This window comes from Nocardioides sp. 616, from assembly GCF_002930065.1.
In the GTDB taxonomy this organism is placed as follows: domain Bacteria; phylum Actinomycetota; class Actinomycetes; order Propionibacteriales; family Nocardioidaceae; genus Nocardioides; species Nocardioides houyundeii.
The window spans coordinates 39,600-55,701 of record NZ_POAG01000010.1; the positions used below are offsets into that span (position 1 = coordinate 39,600).

Genomic DNA, 16,102 nt, shown 5'->3' on the forward strand with positions numbered 1-16,102 from the left:
AAGTGGTTAAAAGCAGCACTTTCCGGATAAATGTGGCGCACGTCTCAAGATCCAGGCTCACCAGCGGTTGTGCACGTCCTCGGCCCAGCCCACCACGTCCGCGACGCGGACCCACTTGCCGTCATCGTCGCGGACCCGACCGGACCAGTGGCCGAAGCACTGGTGCGTCTTGGAGGCGAAGACCTTCACGTCGGTGACCGACTCCTTGAGGTGGAACGGCGTGAACGTCAGGTCCACCCGGTCGCCCGTGACGGTCCACGGCGCCAGCCAGTCGTCGCGGTCATAGGTCCAGACCAGCTCCTCGCTGATCTTGGAGAGACGACCGTCCACGAGCAGCGAGTTCTCCACCGACCCGGTGCCATCGGTCCACTGCCCACCGACCTGGATGCCGATCACCCGGCCGTCGACGCGGCCGGAGCCGGCACCCCAGTTCCACCGGATGTCGTAGGGCCAGCGTCCCCGGCCGTGGTCCAGCGTCGCCCAGGACTTCCCCTCGGGCACGACCGACTCCACCCCGTCCACCCAGACCGAGCCGGTGGCGGGCCGGGCGACGTCCTTGACGGTGTACTGGAAGAGCCGGTCGGTCCACGGCACCACCACTCCCAGGCACTCGTGCCCCTCGGGCCGGTGCGCCACCACGTCGATGCGCACCCGCTCTCCCTGCGCGCGCAGCCGGGTGCCGCCTGCGACCTCCTCGATGTCGATGCGCACGGCCTTGGTGCGCGACCTCGCGGGCCCGGCCCCCAGGGTCCCCGGCAGGGTGGCGCTCCGGCCGAGCACCCCGATGGCGTCGTGCGCGATCGCCTCACCGGTGGCGCGGTCCAGCAGCCAGATGCCGTGCACGGCGGCGTAGTCGATGTCGGAGACCACCAGCGCGACCACGTGCGTGGGAGTGGTGACGGCCCAGTACTCCCAGCGCTTGTTGCGGCCCCGTCCGAGACGACCGCGCCCGATGCCGTCGGTGGAGATCACCGGGGTGCGGGTCCAGCCCACGGCGGCCGGGTTCAGCCGGCCGTCCGGCAGGGTCAGGGACACCGCCTCGGTGATCTCCCGCTCGCTCACCGCACCGCCGGCGAACCGCTGGCGAAGGCGCTCGTTCGAGGCGCGCACCGCATCCGGATCCACCTTGAGCTCGCGTCGGTCGTAGGTCATGAGTCCGTTCGTCTCCTCTTCCACGTCGGCGAGCTGGGTGTAGACGAAGGCGGCCAGCCCGTCCCGCACCGCCGGCCCGATCTGGAGCTCCTGCAACCGCAGGAACGCAGCCTGGAAGGCAGCCCGGTCGGCGTACTTGCGATAGCCGAACTCGGCGTCGCTCCAGGTGTGGCCCGGCACGCGGTGGGAGTAGCCGCCGTACTCCGAGAGCACAGCGGCCCGCGGATCCGCGGCGTCCCCGCGCGAGAGCCGGTAGCGGCGGAAGTAGACGTGGCGGCTGACCATGTCCCCCGCTCCTTGGTCGTGCCAGCCGCTGGCGTGGTCGACGAGCCGGGTCGGGTCCAGCTCCTTGAGCCAGGCGGCCGCCTCGGCGGCGTCGAACTGGCCCCAGCCCTCGTTGAACGGCACCCAGACCGCGATGCTCGGCACCGACCGCAACAGGTGCACGGTCGCCTCGAGCTCGTCGACGAACTCCGCGCGACCGTCGTCGTCCTGCCGGCCGAACAGGGCGTGCCGGTGGTCCGCGAGCTTCACCGGTGCGAGCACCGGGGCGGTGACCACGGCGTGCCGATAGCTGCGCCCGCCATTGACCATGTCCTGCCACACCAGCATGCCGAGGCGGTCGCAGTGGTGGTACCAGCGGAGCGGCTCGACCTTGATGTGCTTGCGCAGCATCGTGAAGCCGAGCTCCTTGGCGGTGCGGATGTCGTGGACCAGGGCCTCGTCGGTCGGCGCGGTGTAGAGCCCGTCGGGCCAGTAGCCCTGGTCGAGGAGCCCGGCGTGCAGGTAGGGCTCGCCGTTGAGCAGCAGCCGCACGTGCCCGTGCCGGTCCGGGCCGATCCCGAACGAGCGCATCCCGACGTAGCTGGTGACCTCGTCCTCGCCGAGGGTCACCGAGACGTCGTACAGGAAGGGGTCCTCCGGCGACCAGGTGCGGACTTCAGCGCCGAGCCACACCCGGGTGGGTACGCCGACCGGCACCTCCTCGCTCACCACGCCGATGGTCACCCGCGCGACAGCCGGCGCGTCGGCGGCGGGGACGACCGTCACCTCCACCTCGCCCGCGTCCAGGTGGGGGGTCAGCACGAGCTGCTCGACCCACTGCCGCGGGACGGACTCCAGCCACACGGTCTGCCAGATCCCGGACTGCGCGGAGTACCAGATGCCGCCCGGATCGAGCTTCTGCTTGCCGCGGCTGCGGAACGAGGTGTCGGTGACGTCGCGCACCCGCACCACGAGCTCGAAGCCGGGTCCGGTGAGAGCGTCGGTGACGTCGAGGGCGAACGGCAGGTAGCCGCCGCGGTGGCCGCCCACGGGCGCACCGTCGACCCAGACCTCGCAGTCCTGGTCGACCGCCCCGAAGTGCAGCAGCACCCGGTCGCGGACGAAGCCGTCGGGCAGCACGACCGTACGCCGGTACCAGAGCGCCTCGTCCGGCTGCAGGGTCCGCCCCACCCCGGACAGCGGCGCCTCCGGGGAGAACGGGACCAGGATCGGGCCGTCCCAGACCTCGGGGTGACTCCAGTCGCCTGCGTCGGTGAACGCGTGCTCCCACGTGCCGTTGAGGTTGAGGTAGGAGTCGCGGACCAGCTGGGGTCGCGGGTACTCGGTCAGCACGCTCATGCTGCCGCCTGCTCCGGCAGGGGGTCCTCGACGCGGTCGAGCAGTCGCAGCGGGATCACCACCAGCATCACCACTGCCAGGGCCGCCATGAAGATCCACGGCGTCGGCACCTGCTTGACCACGCCGAGCTCCACGAAGCTCTCGTCGGCACCGACGATCACGGCGGCTCCCAGGAAGGGTCCGACGACCATCGGGACGAGGATCGCGAAGACCATGCGCAGACCCTGCACCTGGCCGGCCCGGTCGGGCGGGGTGAGGTTGCGGACGGTGGCCGAGATGGCGGCGACGCCCAGCATGAAGCCGGACATCAGCACGATGCCGGCACCGATCACGGGCAGCATGCCGCGAGCGAAGAAGATGGCGACCAGCCCGACGGCGTACACCCCGACGACCGGGAGGATCGCCCGCGCGGCACCCACCCGGTCCAGCACCCGACCCCCGGCGACGCTGACCGCAGCCGCCCCCAGCAGCACCGAGGCGAGCACGATCGGGTAGCCGTCGATGTCGAGGTAGCGCTGGACGTAGATGATGAGGAACGGCAGGAAGACCTGGGTGCTGGTGCCCAGGACCGCCCACGCGGCGAGCGCCAGGTAGAGCCGGGGGTTCGACCGCGCGGTGGACGGCCGAAGTCCGTGCAGCACCGACGAGAGGTAGGTGCCCGCGGGTCGGGGCTGCCGCGTCTCGGTCAGTCCGAACCACGCGACCACGCCGACCAACGCGGTCACCCCGCCCACGATCGCGAATAAGAGCTGCCAGTGTCCGCCGCGGGTCAGCGGGTCCAGGGCACCGAAGACGATGAGCATGGCGAGCAGCGGCAGGGTGGCGAGCACGCCGTCCACCCGTCCCCGGTTGCCGACGTCGGTGGAGTCGGTGACCCAGGCGTTGAAGGCCGCGTCGTTGGCGGTCGCCCCGAGGGCGCTCATCACGCAGTCGAGCAGGATGATCGCCACCACCGCCACCGCGACCGCCTCCGCGCCGACCAGGCCGAACGCGGCGGTGCAGGCTCCCCACAACACGTAGCCGATGGCGATGAACTCTCGCCGTCGGCCGAGGCGGTCCGAGGCGGCCCCCGCCAGCAGGGTGGCCACCGTCGCGGCGAGTGCACTGGCGGCCACCAGGGTGGCCAGCACCGTCGGGGAGTCGGTGATGGTCTCGTAGACGAAGAGGTTGAGGTACATGTTCTCGACCGTCCAGGCCAGCTGACCGGTCAGCCCGAGGATCACGACCCAGCTCCAGAGGTGGCGGTCGACGACGGGCCCAGACATGCGCCGGACCCTACCGGTAGACCCCGATGTCGATCTCAGCGTTGCTGAGGTAGACGTCCACGCCTGGCGGGGCGCCCAGCATCAGCTCGGCCTCCTCCATCGGCAACCGGCGGCTCCCGTGCTCGTCGACCAGCACGCAGGTCCCGAACGGCGTCTGCCACAACGCGCGGCCGCGTCCGCACGAGCGATAGCGAAAGCCGCCGTGGGTCTTCCAGCGATGGTGCGTGCGACGCAACGGGCCCGAGTTGTGTGGCCCGGTCTGCCCGGGTGGACCCGCCGGGTCGTAAGGCTCCACGTGGTCGAAGTCCACACGGTCGCGGGTCGCAGTCCTTGGCGAGAAGGGGAACACGTCACCACCGGACAGCAACCAGGCGATGTCCTTGGAGGTCTCCGGGTGTTCGTACTGGTCGCTCCGGGGCCGCACCGCGGTGTCGAGCACCGGCGTCAGTCGCACGTCGGCGTGCCCCAGAAGCTCCCGCAGCGCCTGCACCAGCGCCGGCCCCAGCCCTTCGACCCGAGCCAGGCCCGCCTGGCGGAGCAGCGAGGTGTCAGTGACGTGGACGAAGACCTGCCCTCGCCCGCGGAGCGCGGCCAGCTGACGCGTGGACATCGTGGCCAACCGCTCGACCGTGCGCAGCAGGTGGTCGGGCGCCCAAGCCGGACGGGACTCCTCGACTGCCTGCGCAGGTTCGGCCGGGACGTGGTGGTCCAGGAGCAGCTTGAGCAGCTCGGCCGGCCGCGCCAGCCAGCCGAAGGCCTCGGCGCGCAGCTCGTCCCGGTTCCCGCCCTCGGGGTGCGAGGCCGCGAGCACGTCGGCCACGCGGTCGACCAGGGCGTCGACCCAGGCCGCGTCGCCGGCGTTCACCCGAGCGATCACGTGGCGGAACCCGAGCTCGTCCACCTTGCCCAGTGCGACGTACCGGCGACGGCGTTCGATCTCCCTGCGCATCGCGAAGCCCTCCGGGTCCGCCTCGATCGTCTTCGCTCGCGCGATCTCGAGCACGGTGGAGGGGGCGTGTCCCGCGATCGCTCGGGCCACCGAGGCGTCCACGATGCCGACGGTCTCGACCGGGAGCGCGCGGGACAGCACCGCGACCCGTCGCGCCACCCAGGGCTCACAGCCACCCGAGAGGACCACGGCCCAGGTTCGCGGCAGCCGATGCTGAAGGTCCAGCGTGTCGGCCAGCAACGCCCTCGTGGTCGCCACGTGAGTGTCCCGGGCGATGGCCAGGTCCGGCAGCGCGAACTCGCGCACCGGGGGCGTCCCGTCACCGCCGGGACGGACCATGGGGTCGTGCTCGTCGACCCGGTGGCCGTGCAGCACCGCCCACTGCGCGGCCAGGTGCATCTCGTCGACCTCCGCCAACCGACGCGCTCGGAGCGCACGCGAGGCACTCTGCAGGAGGGCCCCCGGAGACAGCTCGTCGACATCGGGCAGGATCATGGCTCTAACCTAGATCGAACACCTGTTCGAATCCATACGCCAGCTTGGGGATCTTACTGGGCCTTTACGGATCTTCCGATGTTCCGACACGACCTGAGTCGTTGGCGCGATGCCGTCAGCCGGAGACGTACTCGCCGATGAGTGTCTCGCCGTCGGACTCATACACCGGGACGGAGCGCTTCTTGCCCTCGTTGGCTTCTTGTTGAGCCAGAGCGTCCGCGGGCGAAGTTGGCACGGGGCCTTCGAGGTCCTCCACGTACGCGTAGCCCTGCTTGCCGTCAGTTGTGACGACGGCGATCAAGTCCGGGGACCTGCCGTTGCGTTGGACGCCGAAGGTCTCTCCTTTGGCGTTGACTCCCCACTCGGACATCTCCGTACGAACGTAGATGGCGACGACCTTCCACCCAACGCCTTCCGGTGCCTGAAACGTGAGTGACGTCTGACCCGGGGCGAGGGCGAGTAGCGCGTGGTTGCTGCTTGTGGGGTCGATGATCTGGTCGTCCGGTGCAGGGCCGTCGCACTTGATAGATGCCCCATCCGGGTACTTGATACGCCCAGCAGTCAGACAGGCGAGGGACACGTTGACTGCGGTGGCACCGTCAGGGCGCGGCCCAAGATTGACGGTGCTTGACCCCGTGGCCGTGACCACAACGGGTTCGCCCAGCTCCACCGCTGTCGGCACACCCGGCAGCGGCTTTGACTGGTCATAGCCGACGCTTGCGGTTGGCGACGCCGGATCAGTGGCGATGTTCAAACTGTCTGGCTGCTTGGTCGGTGTGCCACCCGCGAGGACGGCGGCTGCGGCAATAGCCGCTGCGCTGCTTACACCGGCGAGCGCAGCGTTCTTGGCGCGCGCTCGCCTGCGGGCCCGTTGCGCGACGACCTCGAAGCGGTCGGCGGACCCATGCATCGCAGGTGGCAGGGTTCGCAGCATGCTGGTCAGTTCTTCGGTGTTCATCGTCTACTCGTTCGGTCGGGTTTGGTGGCTTCGAGTGCCTGGCGGAGTTTGCTGAGGCCTTTAGCGCTTTGGCTCTTGACCGTGCCCGCGGAGCAGTCCATGACGTCAGCGACAGCGTCGACTGACAAGTCGTCGTAGTAGCGCAGCACCACGGCCTGGCGCTGGCGCACCGGCAGGCTCATGAGTGCTTCGAGAAGGTCCAGTCGGTCGTCCACCCGCACGGTGTCGTCGAGCGATGCTCGGTGCGCCCGCTTGTGAGGCTGGCCATCATGTGTCGGGGACTCCCGATTCCAACGTCTTGCCCGCCAGTCCGCGTTCAAGCGGACCATGACCTTTCGGACGTAGGCGTCGGGCTGACCCTCAGTCACGCGAGTCCAATGAGGCCACGTCCTCGCGAGAGCGGTCTGCAGGAGATCTTCAGCGTTAGCCTGATCGCCGGTAAGCATCCACGCAGTCCGGAGCAAAGCAGGCGAGCGAGCCTCGACATACTCACGGAACCCCGGTGGCTCTCGCACGTGTCGTCCTCCTCTCCTGTCTGACCACTACAACCGGCGAGGGTCCCAGTTTGGTTGCCCTAGCACGTCGAGCCGGTCGTTTCTGCAGCAGCATTACGCCACATCACATGAACGCGCGGGTAACACGCAGTACGGCTGGGATAGCCAAGGGCCCCCGACTGGCAAGGGCCAGATGTGCCTCCTTCCGCGCGCTTTGTGGGTAGCCCGTCAGGCGGCGAGTGCCCCTCGGCGCCGGCGGGCCGGCTCTGCCCGACCGTCCGCCTCGCGCGCGGCCATCGCAACCACCACAGTCCGGAGGTCATCGGCATGCTTGCGGCCCCGCTTGCCGGGCGCGTTGAACACCGAGGAACACACCTAGTCAGGGAGCCGAGGGGAACTGCCTGTCCATCTCTGCACTGATCGCCAGATGCCGCTCCAGGAAGGCCCGCTCGTCCAGCCGCTTGCGCCGCAGCCAGGCGGTCACCTCGTCGTTGCACTTGCTCGCGTTGCACGAGCCACAGGCCGGCGCGATGTTGGACAGCGTGTAGCGACCCCCGCGCGAGATCGGCAGGACGCAGTCCCGCTGCAGCGGACGGTCCACCGCTCCGCAGTAGGCGCAGCCGCCCCAGGCGGCCTGGAGGGCGCTCCACTGCTCGTCGGTCAGGTCGTGCTCGACCCGCGCCATGCGTCGCTTGCGCCGGCGGGCCACGGTCGCCTTGCGGCTGCGGTTGACGGCCATGACGCCCGGGCTCACATCGCCCGCGCCAGGCTGCGGCGCAGCGACAACGCGCCGAGGCCGAGCAGGAGCAGGGCCATCCCGGCGAGCACGCCGAGCTGGGGCAGCACGTCGAGCAGACCGCCCCCACGGCGCTGGATCTCGGCGAAGGCCTCGTAGGCCCAGGCGTGCGGGGTCACGTGCGAGACAGCGCGGATGGTGTCGGGGAAGAGCTCGAGGGGCAGCATCGAGCCACCCAAGGCCGCCAGCACCAGCCCCAGCCCGATGCCCAGGGCCGCAGCGGCGCCCTCGTTCTCCAGCAGCGTGCCGAGGAGGATCGCCGCCCCGGAGGCGACGAGGGCAAACAGCGCGACGACCACCAGGGAGAGCCACAGACTCCCCCAGCTCACTCCGAACAGCACCGACGTGGCGAGCATCAGGTAGCCGCCCTGGAAGAACCCCAGCGCCCAGCGCCCCAGGGTCTGACCGGCGATCACCTGGGTGGTGGAGACGGGCCCCGCCAGCATCCGCGCGACCACACCGAGCCGCCGAGCCTTGATCAGGGTGGCAGAGCCCGAGAGGGTCGCCAGGAAGACGAAGAGCAGCAGCTGTCCCGAGGCGCCGAGGTCGAACTGCCCCAGCCCCTCGAACTCCTCGCTGAGCTCGTCGATGTCGGTGACCTCCAGGACGGGCGCACTGGCTTCCTGCCGCGCCTGCGCCAGGGCCGCCTCGGCTCGGCCTGCCGGTACGCCGTACGCCTCCAGCGCGGCGACCTGGCCGTTCCCGGCCTGCAGGGCGGCGACCGCCGTGCGGACCTGCTGCTCCACGACCTGCGCGTTCGGGGACGACGCGCGCACCATGGTGAGTCGGACCTCGTCCCCGGACGCGTACGCCGCGTCGGCCTCGTCGTCCACGCGCAACGCGACGTCCAGCCGACCCCGGGCCAGCTGCTCAAGGGCCGCGTCCCACTCGGGGTCGCTGACCTCGACGTCCTCGGACTCCAACCCGGTGACCAGACCTGCGCTCAGGGCGCTGTCGCTGCCGCTGACCGCGACCCGGCCGGTGGTGGCCCCCTCGCCGAACTGGGCGCCGATCATCAGCACCAGCAGCAGCGGGAAGATGAAGACGAAGAAGATGTTGGAGCGGTCTCGGACGAAGAGCCGCAGCTCCACCCCGGCGACGGTGAGCGCGTTCCTCATGACAAGGCCCCCCGGTCGGGCACCAGCCGGGACAGCAGCACCATCACGGCCGCGAATCCCAGCATGATCAGCACGGGCGTGCCGATGTCGCCCAGCCCGCCGCCGCCAGCGGTGATCCCCAGACCCCGGAGCAGGGCGGCGACGGGGTTGAGGTCGAGCACGGGTGCGAACGCGCCGGTGGCGCTGACCGGGAAGAACGCGCCCCCGCCCACGCCGAGGACCACCGCGACGATGGAGGTGGCGATGCTCGCCTGTTCACTGGTGCGCGCCACCCGCACGATCAGGAACATCACCGAGGTGGCGGCCGCGGAGACGCACACCACCAGGGCGCCCACTGCCAGCGGCGAGCCGAAGCTGGCGTCGAAGAGGAACCCGCCGACGGCCAGCAGCACGGCGCTGGCGACCACCCCGAGGGTGAGGCTGACGAGCGCCTTCGAGGCCACGATCCGCCACGCCGGCATCGGCATGGAGCGCAGGCGGCGCAGCGTCCCGGTCTCCCGTTCCAACAGCAGGCTGGTCACTCCGAAGCTGACGGTGAACATCAGGAACAGGCCGGTCTGGCCAGCCACGAGCGCGGCTCCGGAGTCGAGCTGCTCGTCCGACGCCTCGCCCTCGGCCAAGGTGTACGCCGGCCCGCCCGAGGAAGCCTGCTCGGCCAGCTTGCTCAGCTGATCCTCGGAGATCCCCTCGACCAGTCCGGCCCGGGCGGCGACAGCGCCGTGGGCGAACCGGTCGAGCACCCCGTCGACGACCGAGAGCACGATGTCCGACTCGATCCCGGCCTCGTCGCCCCGGACCGCGTCGACGGTGACGGGCTTTCCGGACTGCGCGGCCGGGCCGAAGCCGTCGGGGAGGATCAGGGACATCGCGGCGTCGCCGTCCTCCACCTGCTGACGCCCCGTCGCGGCGTCGACCTCGTGGACGGTGACGTCGAGTCCGCCCTGGCCGTCCAGGTCTCGGACCACGCGGGCGACGACCTGGGCGAGATCGTCGTCGGCCGGGGCCGAGACCGCCACGGTGATCGGCTTGAGGTCGATGTCGTCGGTGTTGCCGAAGACCAGGTTGAACACGAACATCAGCGCCAGCGGCACCACGAACGCGAAGATGAGGACCGACCTGTCGCGCACACGCTGGCGCAGGTCGGAGAGGGTGAGGGTCAGCAGCTGGCGCACGGTCGTTCCGAGCCCTAGTCCCTCAGGGCCTTGCCCGTGAGGTGCAGGAAGACCGACTCCAGGTCCGGACGCGAGACCTCCACGTCGGAGAGCTTGACGCCCAGGTCGGCTGCGGTGCTGACCACGTCGGCGACCAGCGCGGCGGCGTCGCGCACGGCGAGGGTTGCCGAGTGCCGGTCGGCGTCGACCCGCTCCACGCCGGGGATGCCACGAAGCTTCTCCGCGGCGGCGCCGACGTCGCCGCTGCCGCCGATCCTGATCGTGTCGACCCCTCCGGTGAGGCGGATCAGCTCGTCCCTGGTGCCCTCGGCCTGGAGCACACCCGAGTCGATGATGCCGATCCGGTCACAGAGGCGCTCGGCCTCCTCCATGTAGTGCGTGGTGTAGAGCACGGCCATGCCTTCGACCGCCAGCGCCTCGACGGACTCCAGGATCGCGTTGCGCGACTGCGGGTCCACTCCCACGGTGGGCTCGTCGAGGATCAGCAGGGTCGGCTGGTGCAGCAGCCCGATGCCGATGTTGAGCCGGCGCTTCATGCCGCCGGAGTACTCCTTGCTCAGGTCCTTGGCGCGGTCGGTGAGGCCGATCAGCTCCAGCACCTCGGCCACCCGGGAGGTCAGGCGTGCGCCACCCAGGCCCTGGAGCCGTCCGAACAGCAGGAGGTTCTCGCGCGCGGACAGCTCCGGATAGATCGCCAGGTCCTGCGGCACCAGCCCGAGGTGCTTCTTGGGCTCGATGGCACGGGGCGTCATCTGTCGTCCCGCGACGGTGACCGTCCCCGAGTCCGCCGCGATGAGCCCCGCCACCATGGAGATGGTGGTGGTCTTGCCGGCGCCGTTGGGGCCGAGCAGGCCGTAGGTCTCACCTGGGGCGATGCGGAACGAGACGCCGTCGACCGCGGTCAGCTCGCCGAAGCGGCGGACCAACGAGTCGACGACGAGCACGTCGGCCGGCGCGGGGTTCTGGCTCACGCGCCGACTGTAAGGCACCTCACTCGTGCATGGAGCGAGGGATGCTGCTGTTGGCGATCCTGTTCTCGGAGTCGATCATCCAGGCCAGCTGCTCGATCCGCTCCAGCACGGTGTGCAGGAGGTCGGCCGAGGTGGGGTCCTCGGCATCGACGTCGTCGTGGATCCGACGCGCGGTGGCGGCGACGGCGTACAGGGCGGCCACGATCGCGTCGACGGTGTCGGCGGTGTCGATCTCGTCGCTGGGCAGCTCGGGCAGAGTGCTCTTCGCGGCCACCGTCTTCACTCGGGCGTCAGGCGTGACGTAGATGGCACGCATCCGCTCGGCGACGTCGTCGGCGAAGCCGCGGGTCGCCTCGACCACCTCGTCGAGCACGAGGTGGGTGTCGCGGAAGTTCTTGCCCACCACGTTCCAGTGCAGTTGCTTGCCCTGGAGCTGCAGGTCGGTGAGGTCGACCAGGAGCTGCTGCAGGTGGTCCCCGAGCTGCTGGCTGGCCTGGAATGCGGGGCGGGCGGCGTGCTTGCTCATCGTCTGGGTCATGACAGGCAGTCAACACCCTTTTTTGGAATGATTCCAGAAAGGTGAGGCTGCCCTTAGCCGCCGCCAGCACGACCAGCGGTTGTCGTCCGAGGAGTCCCTCAGGAGCCGCTGCCGTGGCTGTGCGGCGGGACGACCGGGCCTTCGGAGGGCTGGACGACCACGACACCGGGGCCGTGGAAGGAGTACTGGAAGGCCTCCCCGGTGCCGCCGCGCAGCATCGAGCGCATGTTCATCGAGCTCACCACCTGGGGGGTGAGGCCGGCCGACCAGCAGACGGCAGCGTTGATGTCCACCGCCGTCGGCGTCTGCGAGCAGTCCAGGATCAGTGGCGGGCCGTCGCTGGTCAGCGCGACGGTGCCGGTGCCCTGGATGAGGGTGTTGAACATGCCGCCGGTCATCATCCCGGCGCCCTTGACCCGGTGCACGTCGTACTCCAGGGAGGCGTCCATCGCCAGCAGGCTGGAACCGTTGACCGAGAGCCCGTCGCCCTCGAGGTGCACCAGGAAGATGTCCTTGGCTGCGTCGGCGAAGAAGACCTCCCCCTGGCCGGCGACGGTCATCAGCGGGATGTCCTCGGAGGTGACGAGACGCCTCATCATCTTGCCGAGCGAACCGGCCGACTTGTGCTCGAAGCTCACCTGGCCCTGGTAGGCCACCATCGCGCCCTTCGCGGCGAGCACGGGCTCGCCGAGCACCGCCCGGAGGGTCTTTCGGTGGTGCAGGGAGAACCGCTCGGCGGTGGCCCTCTCCTCGTTGACCTGGTCGAAGAGCTCGCTGCGCATGGGACACCTCCGGGATGAGGCGACCCCCCTGGTCGCCGATGACCCGACAGTAGTGGTGCGGACGGACGTTCCATGCCCATTCGGAACAGGGTTTTGCACAGGCCGGCCGTCTCGCACCGACGCCATCGCGGAGAAACCGCAAGGATCTGAGCAGTCCTTGCCGGCGCTCGCCGGTCCTACTCGGGAGGCCCCATGAGCATCCAGCTCGACCATGCCCACGTGTCGCGGGCGACCGACAAGCTCGCCGCGCGTGCCGCCGAGATGGCGGCGCGCCGCGCCCAGATCGAGGCTTCGGTCGAGTCCCTGATGACGGGCTGGCGCGGTGAGGCAGCCGCCCGCTTCGCCGCCTTCTGGGAGGAATGGCGGGACAGTGCCGACGCCGTGATCGACGGCCTGTCGACCGGGGTCGACGGGGTGCGGTACGCCGACTCGCAGCTCTCGATCGCAGACACGGGCTCCGGGGACGCCCACACGCGGATGCGGGGGCGACTCGGATGACCGCCTTCCGGGTCGACGTCGACGAGCTCCGCCTGGTCGTGGCCGAGATGACCGCCTGTCAGGCGGCGCTCGACGACCTGGTCGGTGACGCGGACGCCGTGACGAGAGACCTGCACGCCGAGTGGTCCGGACTGGCCCGCGACGCCCACGTGACGTCGTACGCCCGGTGGCGCGGGGAGTTCGCCGACATGACCCAGGCGCTCGCCGGGATCCGCGACCTGGGCGACACCGCGCAGGCCAACTACACCGCTGCGGTGGGGGCGAACATGTCGATGTGGGGGCAGCTCGAGTGAGGCTCGCGGTCGACGTCGTCGGGTTCACCAACGCCGCCGAGGCCTGCTGCTCGGGCAACCAGATCACGGCCATGCTCACGCAGTCGCTCTCCGGCAAGCTCTCGGGGTACGCCGGCATGGCCGGCGACGACGCCATGAGCGCCGACTTCGCAGCCGAGTACGACGCCGCAGCCCGCGAGTCCCTCGGCGCGCTGGTCGAGCTCACCTACGCGTTCAGCAGCCTGTCCCGACTGCTCGCCACCTCAGGGGACAACCACGGACGAGCCGAAGCCGCAGCCGCCGGGCGCGTGTACAACGCCGACACCTCCTGGCCCGCGAGCCACTTCGTCCACTACCGACCGCCCCCACCCCCCTCCAGCCTCGGGGCCAACAACCCCGACCTCGGGATGGTGCAAACGTGGGTCCTGGACCACGTCGAAGGATTCATCTGGCCCGGCGCCGACGTCCACCAACTCCTCGCCGCAGCAGCCACCTGGCAGTCCACCGCCTCCTCGATCGCCGACCTGGAACACCAGTGCGACGAGGCCATCACCCTGCTCGAACGCCAGCACTCCCCCGAGGTACCCCTCGCCACCACCGCCCTGACCGACCTGCGCTCCCTGATCGGACAGACCGCCCAGGAGATGCACGCGATCGCCTCCTCCTGCGAGGAGTACGCCGAAGCAGTCCGCACCACCCACGAACGCACCCTCGCCCTGATCAACGAGATCTGCCAGATGATCGTGGAGGGCATCGCCTTCTCCGCAGTCGTCGGCCTCCTCTCCTCCGGCATCGGAGCAGGCGCCGCCGGGACCGCCGCCATGGCCCGGATCGCCACCCAAGCACCCAGATTCCACGCCCTCCTGGTCACCCTGCGAATGGCCTCCACCAAAGCCGTCACCCGACTGCGGACCGCCAGCGACCGGATGGCGGAGGTACGCCGACGAGCCGGGAAGTATCCACGGGTACGGGACGAACGCGGGTCCTTCCGGTTGCCTGGAGGAGGACGGTCATCAATCAAGGCTCAAGACAAGATTGGTGGCCACATCGAGGAGAGGCACATCGGCAGAAACGTGGATCAACTCGCCACCCGCGCACGCGAGGAAGAGCTTGAGTTTGCCTCATCCTTCAAGACGTATAAGGACGCAGACAGAGCCCTTGACAGGGTTTTTGAGAAGCACGCTGAGCAAGTGCAAGACTGGCTGGCGAACGGTAAGAAGTCCCTGCGGATCAATGCCGTCCTGCCCGAGGTGGTGGGCGTCTCGGTCGACGCGGCCGGCAACGTTCGTCACGTCACGGGTGTGCGAGTGATCTTGGTTCGAAGCAACGAGACCGAATCCGGATATCGAGTTGTTACGACCTTCCCCCAACCCACAGGAGTGGGCAATGCTTGAGGACCGGTACCCAGCGCTATGGCATTTCCTCGGGGCCTACTTGCACCAGGACTGGAGGGATCAGTACAGCAGCCCGCAAGAAGCGCTGCTCGACCTGCTGGATGGCGACCCGGAGGAGGCTCCGGCGCTCATCGATGAGATCGACGATCTGACGACCTCGGCCAGCACCGAAGAACTCGATGACTTGATCGTTGAGCTGGGATCCTTCTACCGCCCCTCACGCGACGGCAGGGACGCTCGAGAGTGGCTAAACGAACTGCGCGGACTCACCGCGAATGCGATCAGAGCCTCCTCTAGAGGCGAGGGCAGAGAGCGCAATTGAACTTTATTGCCCGTTCCTGGGATTCAGCACATTGCTTGGAACGGCCCAGCCAGGAGTTTGATGATCCGCCGGTCGGTGCAGGCCGTCCGGGGATCGGACCAGAGTCCCGCTGCACCTCTCCCCCAGCCGGCTCAGTGACACAGCGGTGAGGTCACGACCGCACGTGCATGCGCTCCCCCTGCGGGCCGAAGATGGCCAGCACCTCGGCGGGCGTCGGACCCGGATTTCCGATCCAGTGCGGGGTCCGGGTGTCGAACTCCGCAACCTCCCCGGGTTCCAGGAGGAGGTCCCGGGTGCCGAGGACGAGCCTGACCCGACCACTGAGCACGTAGAGCCACTCGTACCCCTCGTGGGTCTGCAGGGTCGGCTGCGAGGCACTCTCGACCGGCATGATCATCTTGAACGACTGCAGGCCACCCGGCCGACGGGTCAGGGAGAGGAACGTCCGCCCATGCCGGGTGACCGGTCGGGGGCGGATGCGCGGGTCCCCCGTCTCCGGGGCGTCCACGAGCTCGTCCAGAGCGACCCGGTGCGCGCGGGCCAACGGCAGCAGGAGCTCCAACGTCGGCTTGCGCTGGCCGGACTCCAGACGGGACAGCGTGCTCACCGAGATCCCGGTCTCCGCGGCGAGGTCGCTCAACGTCGCCTCACGCTCGAGCCTGAGCTGGCGCAGCCGCGGCCCCACGCCCCGCAGGATGTCGTCGTCTGCCATGTCATGACCTTGCCAGAGCGGCAAGGGCGGTTGTCAACGTGGAGCGCAAGGCACGTTCAGTGCGAGGCGTAGCCGAAGTCGGCTCGGAGGCCCGACTGCACGCCGTCCGCCTCGAGAACCTCGGACGACTTCTCCACCACCCGGCGCGAAGGCCAGACGTGGAGGCCCATCAACCCCAGGCCGATCGCTGCTCCGAGCAGGTAGAGCAGGTAGGAGCCGTCCATGAAGGCCAGGACGATCCCGAGAAGCACCGGCACCTCGGCCATGGCGAAGCGCACGAACGTCGCCGACTGGTAGCGGCCCCGGGCCACGGCGTTCGCCTCGGCCTCCATGCCCTTCCCCAGCGGGTCCATTCGATAGCCGACCGTCGGAACCAACGCCAGGAGGGCGGCGCCGACCACCAGGAGCAACCCGACCCACACGACGTCCGGGCTGGCGGTCGTCCAGCTCTCGTCCGTCTCGGTGTCGGCAGAACCGATGAAGGCGAGAACCACGGCGATCAGCACCGGAGCGCTGATCAGGGCACTCGCCAGTATGCGGTGGGTCTGGGCGAACGGCACGACGGCGGGCTGCGTGGACATGGCGGCAGTC

The 16,102-nt window shown here is 69.5% G+C and carries 17 protein-coding genes; 4 read left to right on the top strand and 13 right to left on the bottom strand.

Translation table 11 applies throughout. From position 1 onward, the window contains the following. Positions 1-57: 57 nt before the first annotated feature. The 11 genes from C5H89_RS02110 to C5H89_RS02160 all read right to left on the bottom strand — a co-directional run bounded on the left by C5H89_RS02110 (position 58) and on the right by C5H89_RS02160 (position 12,313). Entirely contained in the window at positions 58-2,775 is a 2,718-nt protein-coding gene (locus C5H89_RS02110; RefSeq protein WP_104105452.1) for a DUF2804 family protein, read from the bottom strand. After that, on the bottom strand, positions 2,772-4,040 hold the full coding sequence (locus C5H89_RS02115; protein WP_104105453.1) for an MFS transporter: 1,269 nt from the start codon (positions 4,038-4,040) through the stop codon (positions 2,772-2,774). The genes C5H89_RS02110 and C5H89_RS02115 overlap by 4 nt, the downstream gene beginning before the upstream one ends. Positions 4,041-4,050: 10 nt before the next feature. Then, entirely contained in the window at positions 4,051-5,484 is a 1,434-nt protein-coding gene (locus C5H89_RS02120) for a hypothetical protein (protein WP_104105454.1), read from the bottom strand. Between the two features lie 115 nt (positions 5,485-5,599). Beyond that, entirely contained in the window at positions 5,600-6,442 is an 843-nt protein-coding gene (locus C5H89_RS02125) for a hypothetical protein (RefSeq protein ID WP_162799169.1), read from the bottom strand. After that, a complete protein-coding gene (locus C5H89_RS02130) occupies positions 6,439-6,957 on the bottom strand; it encodes a SigE family RNA polymerase sigma factor (RefSeq protein WP_104105456.1) in 519 nt (172 codons plus the stop codon). Before C5H89_RS02130 ends, C5H89_RS02125 begins: the two co-directional genes overlap by 4 nt. Positions 6,958-7,315: 358 nt before the next feature. Further along, positions 7,316-7,675 carry an HNH endonuclease gene (locus tag C5H89_RS02135; protein ID WP_104105457.1) on the bottom strand — a complete coding sequence of 120 codons (360 nt, stop codon included), beginning with the start codon at positions 7,673-7,675 and terminating at the stop codon, positions 7,316-7,318. Positions 7,676-7,686: 11 nt separating this feature from the next. Continuing rightward, positions 7,687-8,850, bottom strand: a complete 1,164-nt coding sequence (locus C5H89_RS02140; protein WP_104105458.1) for an ABC transporter permease — start codon at positions 8,848-8,850, stop codon at positions 7,687-7,689. Next, the gene (locus tag C5H89_RS02145; RefSeq protein ID WP_104105459.1) at positions 8,847-10,022 is read right to left on the bottom strand and encodes an ABC transporter permease; all 1,176 of its coding nucleotides are present in this window, start codon (positions 10,020-10,022) and stop codon (positions 8,847-8,849) included. Before C5H89_RS02145 ends, C5H89_RS02140 begins: the two co-directional genes overlap by 4 nt. 14 nt (positions 10,023-10,036) lie before the next feature. Beyond that, positions 10,037-10,993 carry an ABC transporter ATP-binding protein gene (locus tag C5H89_RS02150; protein ID WP_205304820.1) on the bottom strand — a complete coding sequence of 319 codons (957 nt, stop codon included), beginning with the start codon at positions 10,991-10,993 and terminating at the stop codon, positions 10,037-10,039. A 19-nt stretch (positions 10,994-11,012) separates the two neighbouring features. Further along, on the bottom strand, positions 11,013-11,531 hold the full coding sequence (locus C5H89_RS02155) for a DNA starvation/stationary phase protection protein (RefSeq protein ID WP_104105460.1): 519 nt from the start codon (positions 11,529-11,531) through the stop codon (positions 11,013-11,015). Positions 11,532-11,629: 98 nt separating this feature from the next. Continuing rightward, on the bottom strand, positions 11,630-12,313 hold the full coding sequence (locus C5H89_RS02160) for an AIM24 family protein (RefSeq protein ID WP_104105461.1): 684 nt from the start codon (positions 12,311-12,313) through the stop codon (positions 11,630-11,632). Positions 12,314-12,505: 192 nt separating this feature from the next. On the opposite strand from C5H89_RS02160, the gene C5H89_RS02165 reads away from it, so the two are divergent. The 4 genes from C5H89_RS02165 (at position 12,506) to C5H89_RS02180 (ending at position 14,799) form a co-directional block, all read left to right on the top strand. Then, positions 12,506-12,811, top strand: a complete 306-nt coding sequence (locus C5H89_RS02165; RefSeq protein WP_104105462.1) for a WXG100 family type VII secretion target — start codon at positions 12,506-12,508, stop codon at positions 12,809-12,811. After that, the gene (locus C5H89_RS02170; protein WP_162799170.1) at positions 12,808-13,104 is read left to right on the top strand and encodes a WXG100 family type VII secretion target; all 297 of its coding nucleotides are present in this window, start codon (positions 12,808-12,810) and stop codon (positions 13,102-13,104) included. Before C5H89_RS02165 ends, C5H89_RS02170 begins: the two co-directional genes overlap by 4 nt. Positions 13,105-13,220: 116 nt before the next feature. Next, positions 13,221-14,477: an RNase A-like domain-containing protein gene (locus C5H89_RS02175; protein WP_162799171.1), complete on the top strand. Its 1,257-nt coding sequence runs from the start codon at positions 13,221-13,223 to the stop codon at positions 14,475-14,477. Beyond that, on the top strand, positions 14,470-14,799 hold the full coding sequence (locus tag C5H89_RS02180) for a contact-dependent growth inhibition system immunity protein (protein WP_104105465.1): 330 nt from the start codon (positions 14,470-14,472) through the stop codon (positions 14,797-14,799). The genes C5H89_RS02175 and C5H89_RS02180 overlap by 8 nt, the downstream gene beginning before the upstream one ends. Before the next feature lie 151 nt (positions 14,800-14,950). On the opposite strand, the gene C5H89_RS02185 is transcribed toward C5H89_RS02180, so the two are convergent. Continuing rightward, the gene (locus C5H89_RS02185; protein WP_104105466.1) at positions 14,951-15,511 is read right to left on the bottom strand and encodes an XRE family transcriptional regulator; all 561 of its coding nucleotides are present in this window, start codon (positions 15,509-15,511) and stop codon (positions 14,951-14,953) included. 56 nt (positions 15,512-15,567) lie between these two features. Beyond that, positions 15,568-16,092 carry a hypothetical protein gene (locus C5H89_RS02190; protein WP_104105467.1) on the bottom strand — a complete coding sequence of 175 codons (525 nt, stop codon included), beginning with the start codon at positions 16,090-16,092 and terminating at the stop codon, positions 15,568-15,570. Positions 16,093-16,102 lie beyond the last annotated feature (10 nt).